The following is a 10,461-nucleotide window of genomic DNA, read 5'->3' on the forward strand; positions in this document are numbered from 1 at the left end:
CGGTGGCGCCGCCCTGCTCGCGGGCGGCGCCACCGACTGGACGGGTGGCGGGGTGCGGTACGGGCGGCTGGAGGTGCGCGGCGACGCCGCGTTGCGGATGGCCGACGCCGTGCTGTCCGGCGCCGCGCTGGCCGGGGTGCTGCTCCGTACCACCGGCGCCGTCCGGCTCACCGGCTGTCTGCTGGCGGACATCGACGGCACGGGGCTGGTGGTCGGCGGCACCACCCGCGTGGAGCTGGAGCGCACCGAGATCCGGGCCGCGACGGGCTCGGGCATACGGGTGCGCGAGGACGCCCGCGCGGTGCTGCACGGGTGCCTGGTCGACCGCCCCGGCCGCAGCGGGCTGCTCACCGAGGACCGGGCCGCCGCGCTGCTGACGGACTGCCGGATCCGGGACACCGGGGGTGAGGCGGTCCGCGCGCTGGGCAGTTCACCCCTGCCGGAGCCCGCAACCCCCGACGCCGCCGACACCGATGACGCCACCGGCGGGGTTGTGCTGCGCGGCTGCGAGCTGAGCGGCCCGGCGGCCGATGCGATCGGCGTCACCGGCCCCGCGCAGCTCCAGGTCACCGCGTCCGTACTGCGCGACTGCGCGGGCTCCGGCGTGGCGGCGGGCGACGGCGCCCGGGTGCGGCTGGCCGCCGTCGCGGTCGTACGCACCGGGGCCACGGCCCTGGTCGCGCACGGCTCCGCCACGCTGACCGCGCGCGAAGTGACCGTACGGGACTCGGCGGCCAACGGGCTGCTGGCCACCGGCACCGCGGCCGTCGACCTCACCGACGGCGAACTGACCGGCAGCCGCTACAGCGCGGTCCACCTCGGTGAGCGGACAACGACCGCGCTCACCCGGGTACGGGTGGGCGCCACCCCCGAACACGGGGTGCACGCCGTCGACGAGGCCGCCGTCACGATCGCCGATGCCCGTCTCGCCGACTGCGGCATGTCGGGCCTGGACCTGGCCGGCGCTGCGCGCGCCGAGGCGTCCGGGCTCGCCGTGACCCGCTGCCTGAGTGGCATCACAGCCGGGGCGGACGGCGCGCTGAGGCTCACCGACTGCGAGGTGACCGACGCCGAGCGGGCCGGAATCACCCTCGGCCCCGGCGACGCCGAGGTGTCCGGCGGCCGGATCCTGCGGCCGGGCACCGCGGGCCTGGTGTTCACCACGGGCGCCACCGCGCGGGTCACCGACACCGAGATCCGCGAGGCGGCCGGCTCAGGGCTGGTCGTGGCGGGCGAGGCCGCGCCACGGGTGACCGGCGTACGGATCGTCAGGCCCGGTAAGAACGGTCTGATCCTGGACGGGGGCGCCGCCGGGGTCTTCGAGGACGTGGACATCGTCCGGCCCGGCTTCCCGGCGGTGCACCTGGCCGACCGGGCGGCGCCCACGCTGCGCCGGATCCGGGTCCGGGACGCCGCGGAGGATCTGAGCGCCGAGCCCGGGGCCCGGCCGGAGGTGGTGGACTGCGTCTCGATCCGGGTGAAGTCCGCGCGGTGGCCCGCGCCGGAGACCGCCGGGGGCGTCCCGGGGCCGAAGCCGGCGGGGCCCGGAGCCGGGCAGTCGTCCGGGGCCGGGCAGGCATCCGGATCCGAGGGGGTCTCCAGGTCCGAAGGGTCGGCGGAGTCACCCGCCTCGGAGGAGACCCTTGAGGAGCTGCTGGGCGAGCTCGACCGGCTGGTCGGCCTGGCCCGGGTCAAGCAGGACGTCGCGTCGCTGGTCAAGCTGATGCGTACGGTCCAGCGCCGGGAGAGCGCCGGGCTCGCGGCCCCGCCGCTGAGCCGCCATCTGGTGTTCGCGGGCAACCCGGGCACCGGCAAGACCACCGTCGCCCGGCTGTACGGCCGGATCCTGGCCGCCGTGGGGCTGCTGGAGCGCGGCCATCTGGTGGAGGCCGACCGCTCCTCGCTGGTGGGCGAGTACGTCGGCCACACCGGCCCCAAGACCCAGCGGGTGTTCCAGGAGGCCATGGGCGGGGTGCTGTTCATCGACGAGGCGTACTCGCTGGCCCCGGCCCAGGGCGGGGGCGGCAACGACTTCGCGCAGGAGGCCATCGCCACCCTGGTCAAGCTGATGGAGGACCACCGGGACTCGGTGGTGGTCATCGTGGCGGGCTATCCGAATGAAATGGAGCACTTCATCGACTCCAACCCCGGTCTGTCCTCGCGGTTCAACCGCACGCTGATGTTCGAGGACTACGACACGGAGGAGCTGCTGCGCATCGTGGAGCGGCACGCCGCCTCGCACCAGTACGCTCTGACCGACGCCGCCCGCGCCTCCCTCACCGGCTACTTCGAACTCCTGCCCAGGGACGGCCGGTTCGGCAACGGCCGCTCCGCCCGGCAGGTGTTCCAGGCCATGACGGAGCGGCAGGCATACCGGGTGTCGGAGATCGAAACTCCTTCGGAGAGCGAGCTGATGACGCTCTCCGAACTCGATGTGCCCGAGCTGCCGGAGCCACCGCGATGACCGCGGCAGCACCACGATCGACGAACAACAGCTCTCAGAAGGAGGCCGCGGTGTCCGAGCCGAGCCGCGAGGAACAGGGCAAGACACAGGGCGGGGAGCGGACGGCACAGCGTGGGTTCGCGGACACCTTCGCCCGGCGGACCCGGGTGCCGCTGCGCGGTCTGGCGCCGGGCCGCCGGGTGTGGTCCACGGTGGTCGGGCTGCCGGTGACCGCCGGTCTCGCGGTCGGCGCGGTGGTGCTGGTCTCCACGGGCGTGTCCCAGCTTCGATTCGAAGCTGACGACAACACCGCCACAGCCAAGTCCGTCGCCGCGCAGCACAAGGCCGCGGACAAGGCCAAGGGCAGCTCCTCCGCCCAGAAACCGGACGGCGGGGCCGAGGACGGCGGCGCGGCACCCCCCAGCGGCGACAAGGGCGCCCCGGGCGGGACCAACGGCGGGGGCGGCTCCGGCGGTGGAGGTGGCAGCGGCGGCGGAAGCGGCAATGGTGGCGGCGGTGGTGGTGGCGGCAACGATACGGGGGCGCCGTCCTCCTCCGGGGGCGACGGTTCCGGCGGGTCGAAGAGTGGCGGCGCCGACACCCCGGCCACGAGCGGCGGCGGGGGCGGGGGCGGAGCGCCCAAGCCGGCGGGCAGCAAGGTGATCTACACCGACTACGCCGGGCCGAGCTGCCCGACCCCGCCGAAGGGCGGCTACTACGAGCAGAACCGCTTCACCGACGGCGACGGCGGCTGGTACTCCCTCGGCGGTGGCGGCTATGTGGGCCACGGCTGCAACGGAGTGTTCGCCTCCGTGCCGATGTCCGGCGACCCGGCCAAGGACGCCAACAGCCGGGTGATGTGGTGGTGGGAGCCGGGCACCTCGGCCAAGAGCTGCCAGCTGTCGGTGTACGTCCCCAAGGGCCCCAACGACCGCGATGTCGCCGGCCACCCCACCACGTACCACGTCCTCACCGACCCCTTCGACCGGACCACGAAGTACGACTCCTTCACCATCAACCAGGCCGGCCACCGCGCCCAGTGGGTGAACGCGGGCAGCTTCGCGGTGAAACAGGGCAAGATCGGCATCAAGCTGCTCGACCGCGGTGACGACTGGTCGGCCGGCTGGAACCTGGCCCATCACGCCGCCGCCCAGATGAAGGTCACCTGCCGGACCTGACCCTGGGACCGACTGCCGCCGATGGAGGCCCCAACCGCTCGCGCCCCCGGCCGGGCCCGCACCGTGGGGGCCCGCGCCGCGGGGGCGCGGACCCGGGCGGGACGGCCCCGCCCGGGTCAGGGGCGGGGCCGCCGACGGGCTACCGGGACGGTGTCCCGGCGGTCGCCGCGTCCGGCGCCGGGGCGTAGCCCGCGGGCCGGGTGGTGAAGGTGCCCCGGCCCTGGGTCCGGCTGCGCAGCCGGGTCGCGTAGCCGAACAGCTCGGCCAGCGGCACGGTCGCCGTGATGACCGCCGTGCCCGTCCGCGCGACCGTGCCCGAGACCCGGCCGCGCCGCGCCGCCAGATCGCCGAGCACCGCGCCCACCGCGTCCTCCGGCACCGTGACCGTGACCTCGGCCACCGGCTCCAGGACCACCATCGCACCGGCGCGCAGCGCCGCTTGCAGCGCGAGCCGCCCGGCCGTACGGAACGCCATCTCCGAGGAGTCCTTGGAATGCGTGGCCCCGTCGGTCAGGGTGACCCGTACGCCGGTCACCGGGTGGCCGCCGAGCGGACCCTCGGCCAGGGCGTCCCGGCAGCCGGCCTCGACCGCCCGCACGTACTCCTGCGGCACCCGCCCGCCGACGACCGTCGAGCGGAACGCGAAGGCCGTGCCCCCGGCGGCCGGTGCGGTGTCCGGCGCAACCTCCAGCGGTTCCGTGTCGAGTACGACATGGGCGAACTGACCGGCGCCGCCGTCCTGTTTGACATGCCGGTACACCAGTCCGGACACCCCGCGGACGACGGTCTCCCGGTAGGCCACCCGCGGCCGCCCGACGGCCACGTCAAGACCCTGGGCGCGGCGCAGCTTCTCCACCGCCACCTCCAGATGGAGCTCGCCCATCCCCGACAGCACCGTCTGCCCGGTCTCGGAGTCGGTCCTCACCGTGAGCGAGGGATCCTCCTCCACCAGCCGCGCCAGCGCCGTGGCCAGCCGGTCGGCGTCGGCGCGCCCGCGGGCCTCCACCGCCACCGAGACCACCGGGTCGGCGACCGTGGGCGGTTCGAGGAGCAGCGGAGCCGACGGTGTGCACAGCGTGGCCCCGGCGCGGGCGGCCTTCGGCCCGACCACCGCGACGATGTCCCCGGCCACCGCCCGGTCCACCTCCGAGTGCCGGTCGGCCTGGACCCGCAGGATGCGGCCGATCCGCTCGGTGCGCCGCGCGCCCACGTCCAACACCGCCTCTCCCTTGTCGACTGTCCCCGAATACACCCGCAGATACGTCAGCCGCCCGGTGGCGGTCGCCGTCACCTTGAACACCAGCGCCGCGAACGGCCCCCTGGGGTCGGCGGCCCGCTCCTCCACCGCCTCGCCCCGGGTGCCGCGCACCGCCGGTACGTCCAGTGGCGAGGGCAGATACGCCACGGCGGCGTCCAGCAGCGGCTCGATACCGCGGTTGCGGTAGGCCGAACCGCACAGCACCACCACGCCCTCGCCGCCGCGCGTCAGCTCGCGCAGCGCGGCGGCCAGGGTCGGTGTGGAGACGGCCGAGTCCGCGCAGAACTCCTCCAGCGCGCCCGGGTGGAGCTCCGCCACCGCCTCCTCCAGCAGCCGGCGCCGCCGCAGCGCCTCCTCCCGCAGGGCGTCGGGCACCGGGCCCTCCTCGTACGTGCCGTGGCCGTCGGGCCACACCAGCGCGCGCATCCGCAGCAGATCCACCACCCCGGTGAAACCGTCCTCCGTGCCGATCGGCAACTGGACGACGAGCGGGGCCGGATGCAGCCGCTCCCGGATCGACTCGACCGCCGTGTCCAGGTCGGCACCGGCGCGGTCCATCTTGTTGACGAAGGCGATGCGCGGCACGCCGTGCCGGTCGCACTGCCGCCACACCGACTCGCTCTGCGGTTCGACCCCCGCGACGGCGTCGAACACCGCGATCGCCCCGTCGAGCACTCGCAGTGAGCGTTCCACCTCGTCCGAGAAGTCGACGTGGCCGGGGGTGTCGATGAGATTGATCCGGTGGTCGTCCCAGGCGCAGCTCACCGCGGCCGCGAAGATGGTGATGCCACGGTCGCGCTCCTGGGAGCCGAAGTCGGTGACGGTGGTGCCGTCGTGGACCTCGCCACGTTTGTGGGTGGTCCCGGTGAGGTAGAGGATCCGCTCGGTGACGGTGGTCTTGCCCGCGTCCACATGGGCCAGGATGCCCAGGTTGCGGACCGCGGCCAGCGGATTGGCCAGCGGATTGGCCGGCGGATTGGCGAGCGGGGTGGCGAGATGGCGGTGGCGGTTGAAGTCGGTACGCACGGCCCAGGGCCTTTCAGAGTGATCCAGAAAAGGGCGGCGCGATTCCCGGACGACACAGCCTGTGGTCAGGCCGGGCGGAACTCCCAGGGAGCCGTCATACGTTCGTCACGGGCATCCGGAGCCGGCCGCGCAGCCGGCACCGGGCGCCCGAAGACACCAGGATCACCTCGTACTGTGACGGGTAAACGAAAACAGGGGTGCCAGCGGTGTGGTCACACACGGCCGACTCCCCTCATACGTCACGGTGCGCGCCCTCATGCGGCGGTGGCGCGCGGTTCGTGGCGAGTGTAGGGAATCCGGCGGGGGCGAGGCACCAGGTTTTTCGTCCTCGTGTTCCAGCCAGTGGGTCAGACCAGGGGCTCGTACCGGAGGGCGGGGAAATAGTCCTCGCAGATGCCCTCGCGGCGCACATCCCAGGTGGCGCAGTGCAGGGAGCCACCGTACTCGAAGACATGGCGGAACGGCACGGTGAACACCTCGAAGTCGAGCTTGGCCAGCAGGTCCTGGAGCGGTTTCTCCCGTTCCTCGCAGATCACCTTGGTCGGCGACATGCTGAGCACGTTCATCGAAAGCCACTTGGAGGACTGGCAGTACTTGGGCATCTCGTCATTGCCCAGCACGGGTTGCGGGGCGTCGACCAGCTCCCAGCCGTTCGCCAGGAACATCTTCTCCTCGCCCTCGCGCAGCGGCCGCTCGGGGTTGGTGAGGACCAGGCCCGGGCGCAGCGGCACAAAGGTGCAGTCGATGTGCGAGGGGAAGAAGTCCAGCGGGAAGTGGACCGTGTGGACCCGGAAGCCCCGCGGCTCCAGATGCCGCCTCAGCCAGCGGATGCCCGCCCGGTTGGTGGTCATCGACTCCTGGACCAGGATGTCGCGCCCCAGCCGGCTCATATCGGCGGCGTCGAAGACCACCTCGTCCTGGCCCACGCAGAACTCGAAGGAATGCATCCGGGCATGCCGCTGCTCCAGCGGCCACTCCCAGAACTCCTCGCGGTACATCCCGTCGCGCATCGACGGCTTGGGCGCGGTGGTCCACTCGACGCGCGGGTCGGCGTTCCAGTACTCGTACACCAGCTTGCGATAGGGCTCGTATTCGAAGTACCGGGCCCGGCGCGACATGGTGGCCTCGATGATCTCGTTGCCCATCGTGATCATCACATCGCGCGGGCAGACCGCGCAGTACTGGTTCTCGACCTCGAAGCCGGGGGTGCGGACGGGGGCCGAGAAGTCATGCGGCTCCGGGCGGCGTACGGTGATGCCCTGGGAGTCCAACAGGGCTGCCAGCCCGGCCAGTTCCTCGTTGGCCCGCTCGATGGCTTCCTTGGATTTCGGTCCGGTGGGGAACGGTGTGTCGGGGGAGTCGCGGATCGCGGGGCGGCTGCCCGGCTCCGTCGGCTCGAAGCAGGCGTTGTCGGCGGAGCCGACCACGATCTCCTGGAGCGGGTCCCATTCGTTCCATGAATTGACGGCCGCCGAATATCGCATGTGCGGGTCCACCTGCCTGTTCCGTAAGACGTGGTCAGAGTGCGTCGCCGAGGGACCGCGCGGTGCGGCAGCGGAACACGGTCGCGACATCGACGGTCCGATCCAGCTCCGCTTCGATCCGGCCCGCCAGGCGCAGCGCCGTCAGCGAGTCGCAGCCGAGGGCGAACACATCGTCGTCCGCCCCGACGGATCCGCGTCCCAGCACCTCGGCGATCAGCTCGCACAGCCGCCGCACCGCGGGTTCGACGGCCGGTGTGGTGACATCGGTGACATCGGTGAGTAGGTGTCCGGTCGGGGCCGTGAGGGCCGCCGGCAGGTCGGTCAGGAGCTCCCGCAGCCGCGCCACCACCTGCCGGCCGTCCTCGGCGTCGAACAGGTCGGTGCGGTAGCTGACCTCGAGAAGCAGTCGCCGGCCGGGCGCGACCATCAGTTTGAGGGGGTAGTGGTACGCGTCGTGCCCGGCCACATCCGTCAGCCGCAGACCGTCCTCCGGGCTGGGCAGGGCTTCGGCGGTCGGGAAGTTCTCGAAGACGACGCAGGTGTCGAACAGGGTGCCAAGACCCGCCGCCCGCTGGATGTCCGTCAGGGCGAGGTGGTGGTACGGGAGGAGTTCGGCGTGTTCGTCCTGAAGCCGCGCCAGCAGCTCGGCCACCGGCTCGGCCGCGTCCAGGCGCACCCGTACCGGCACGGTGTTGACGAACAGCCCCACCATCTCCTCGACCCTGGGGAGCTCGGCCACCCTCCCCGAGACCGTGGCCCCGAACACGATGTCCCGATGTCCGGTCCGCCGGTGCAGACACAGCGCCCACGCGGCCCGCAGCAGCGTGTTCAGCGTGACACCGGCGCGGCGCGACGCGTCGAGCAGCGCGGCGGTGTCCGGTTCGGACAGCTCGACGGCGATGCGCTCCGGCAGGACGCGGATCCGCGCGGTGTCCTGGTCCGGGCAGACCAGGGTGGGCTCTGCCAGGCCCGCCAGCGCGCCGCTCCAGGCGGTATGCGCCTCCTCGCGGTCCTGCGCGGCCAGCCACCGCAGATAGTCGGGGTAGTGTCCGGGGGCCGGCAGACCGGTGTCCTCGCCATGGTCGAAGAGCGCGAGCAGATCGCGCAGCAGCAGCGAGGTGGTCCAGCCGTCCACCAGCAGATGGTGCATGCTCAAGGCCAGCGTCTGCCGGTCCTCGGCGAGCGTGACCAGAGTGCAGCGGGCCAGCGGTGGCCGGGCCACATCGAAGCGTTGCCGCCGGTCGGCGTCCAGCAGCGCCTCCAGCCGCGCGTCCCGCTCCCGCGGGTCGAGGCCGGTCAGGTCGTGGGTGTACCAGGGCATCCGGACCTGTTCCGGGATGACCTGCACCGGTTCCCCCGACCGCCGCTGGAGAAAGGCCGCGCGCAGCATCGGGTGGCGGCGCAGCAGCGCGTCGCACGCGCCCCGGAACCGCTCGGCGTCGAGCCTGCCCCCCACCTCCAGGATGATCTGCACGTTGTAGACGTCCAGGTCCCCACTGTCGTACCGGGCGTGGAAGAGCAGCCCCTCCTGCGTCGGGGTGAGCGGCAGCAACTCGGCTACGGGCATGCCGATCCGGGCGCCGAGCCGGGACAGCTCCGTCTCGTCCCGCTCCCCGGCGTCCACCGGGAGCGCGGGCACGGCGTCCACCGGGAGCGCGGGCGTGGACACGGGCTTGGGGGCCTCCGCGCTCATGCCGTACGCCACCAGCGCGCGCAGCGCGGCGAACCAGAGCCGGGCCAGCTCACCGACGTCGCCCTCGGTCAGCAGACGAGGGGCCCACAGCCAGTGGGCGGCCAGCCGCAGCCCCGCCGGGCCGTCCTCGACCGCCGCGTTCACCTCGACGACATGCGCCATCGGCATCCGCGGATCGGCTCCGCTCGGCAGCGCGTCCGACTCGGGCGCCACACTCCAGTCCCCGTCGGCCGAACCGTCTTGTCTGCCCAGGTAGTTGAATCCGAGCTGCGGGGCCGGGTAGGCCGCCAGCTCGGCGGCCGTGTCCCGGTTCAGATGGCGCAGCAGGCCGAAACCGATGCCGCGCCGGGGGATCTCCCGGGCCTGGTCCGTGACCCGGCGTACGGCCTCGCCGAGGCGCGCGGACGCCGGATCGCCGTCCGGGTCCCAGTCGCCGAACCCGGCGTCGAGCCGCACCGGATACAGCGAGGTGAGCCAGCCGACGGTGCCCGACAGGTCGATGTCCTCGCCGATGGGCTCACGGCCGTGCCCCTCCACATCGACCAGCACTGCGGTGTCGGCGCCGGGGCGCCGCCAGGCGGCGACGGCGAGCGCCAGGCCGGTGAGCAGCACCTCCCTGGTGTCGGTGGACAAGGCGGCCGGCACGGTGGTGAGCAGCGGCGCGGTCAGATCCTCGGGGAGGGTGAGGGTGAGTTCCCCGGCCGTGGCGTGGATGTCCCGGGACGGCGAGAGCGGGGCGTCGGCGAGCGCGATCCCGCCCGCGCGCAGGATCCGGCGCCACAGGGGGAGTTCATCCAGCACGGTGGGCGCCTTCGCCGCGGCGTACAGCCGGTGGCTCCACTCCCGCAGCGGGACGGGCACGGGGTCCGCCACCGGGGCGGCAGCGGCCGCCGTACGACTCCGCCAGGCGGTGTACAGATCGGTCAGCAGGATGTGCCAGGAGACCGCGTCGACGGCCAGGTGATGGACGGTGACGAGCAGCCGCCCCGAGCGGCTCGCGCCGCCGTCGAACCAGGTGGCCCGCAGCATTACGCCGTCGCGTGGGGCGAGGGTGTCGGCGTCCGCACCGGCGCAGTCCGAGATCCGGCGGCGGAGGTCGCCCGCGGCCAGCCCGGAGACATCGACCCGCCGGATCGCCGCGCGCAGCCCGCGCGGGTCCACCGGGGCCAGGGCGAGGGAGCCGTCGTCCCGCAGGCGGGCGCGTAGCGCCTGGTGGCGCTCCACCACGGCTCGTACGGCGGTGGCCAGCCGGTCCGTGCCGAGCCCGGGCGCCACGCGCAGCAGCGTCGACTGGTGGAACGCGTCGATCGCGCCACCGTGTTCCAGCAGCCACCGGGTGATCGGCGTGGCGGGGACGATGGCGGACGCCTCGTCGGGGG

Annotated in this window: 5 protein-coding genes; 2 read left to right on the plus strand and 3 right to left on the minus strand. The window is 73.3% G+C overall.

All coding sequences use genetic code 11. The annotated features are described in order from the left end of the window. Both CCN51_RS01230 and CCN51_RS56290 read left to right on the plus strand, forming a co-directional pair. A partial coding sequence (locus CCN51_RS01230) for a right-handed parallel beta-helix repeat-containing protein (protein WP_107425879.1) occupies nucleotides 1-2,464 on the plus strand: 2,464 nt, incomplete at its 5' end. A gap of 50 nt (nucleotides 2,465-2,514) precedes the next feature. Then, nucleotides 2,515-3,621, plus strand: a complete 1,107-nt coding sequence (locus tag CCN51_RS56290; RefSeq protein ID WP_014181811.1) for a hypothetical protein — start codon at nucleotides 2,515-2,517, stop codon at nucleotides 3,619-3,621. A 139-nt stretch (nucleotides 3,622-3,760) separates the two neighbouring features. Here CCN51_RS56290 and fusA read toward each other — a convergent pair whose 3' ends face one another. The 3 genes from fusA to CCN51_RS01250 all read right to left on the minus strand — a co-directional run. Next, on the minus strand, nucleotides 3,761-5,839 hold the full coding sequence (gene fusA / locus CCN51_RS01240; protein ID WP_043492572.1) for an elongation factor G: 2,079 nt from the start codon (nucleotides 5,837-5,839) through the stop codon (nucleotides 3,761-3,763). Between the two features lie 413 nt (nucleotides 5,840-6,252). Next, nucleotides 6,253-7,389: a glycine amidinotransferase gene (locus tag CCN51_RS01245; protein ID WP_014181813.1), complete on the minus strand. Its 1,137-nt coding sequence runs from the start codon at nucleotides 7,387-7,389 to the stop codon at nucleotides 6,253-6,255. A 34-nt stretch (nucleotides 7,390-7,423) separates the two neighbouring features. After that, a partial coding sequence (locus CCN51_RS01250) for a condensation domain-containing protein (protein WP_245881559.1) occupies nucleotides 7,424-10,461 on the minus strand: 3,038 nt, incomplete at its 5' end.

Source organism: Streptomyces milbemycinicus (genome assembly GCF_002154605.1).
GTDB lineage: Bacteria > Actinomycetota > Actinomycetes > Streptomycetales > Streptomycetaceae > Streptomyces > Streptomyces milbemycinicus.

Bases quoted from the DNA above. Each gene is read 5' to 3' on its own strand.
- CCN51_RS01245 (WP_014181813.1), bottom strand. From the start codon at position 7,389: ATGCGATATTCGGCGGCCGTCAATTCATGGAACGAATGGGACCCGCTC.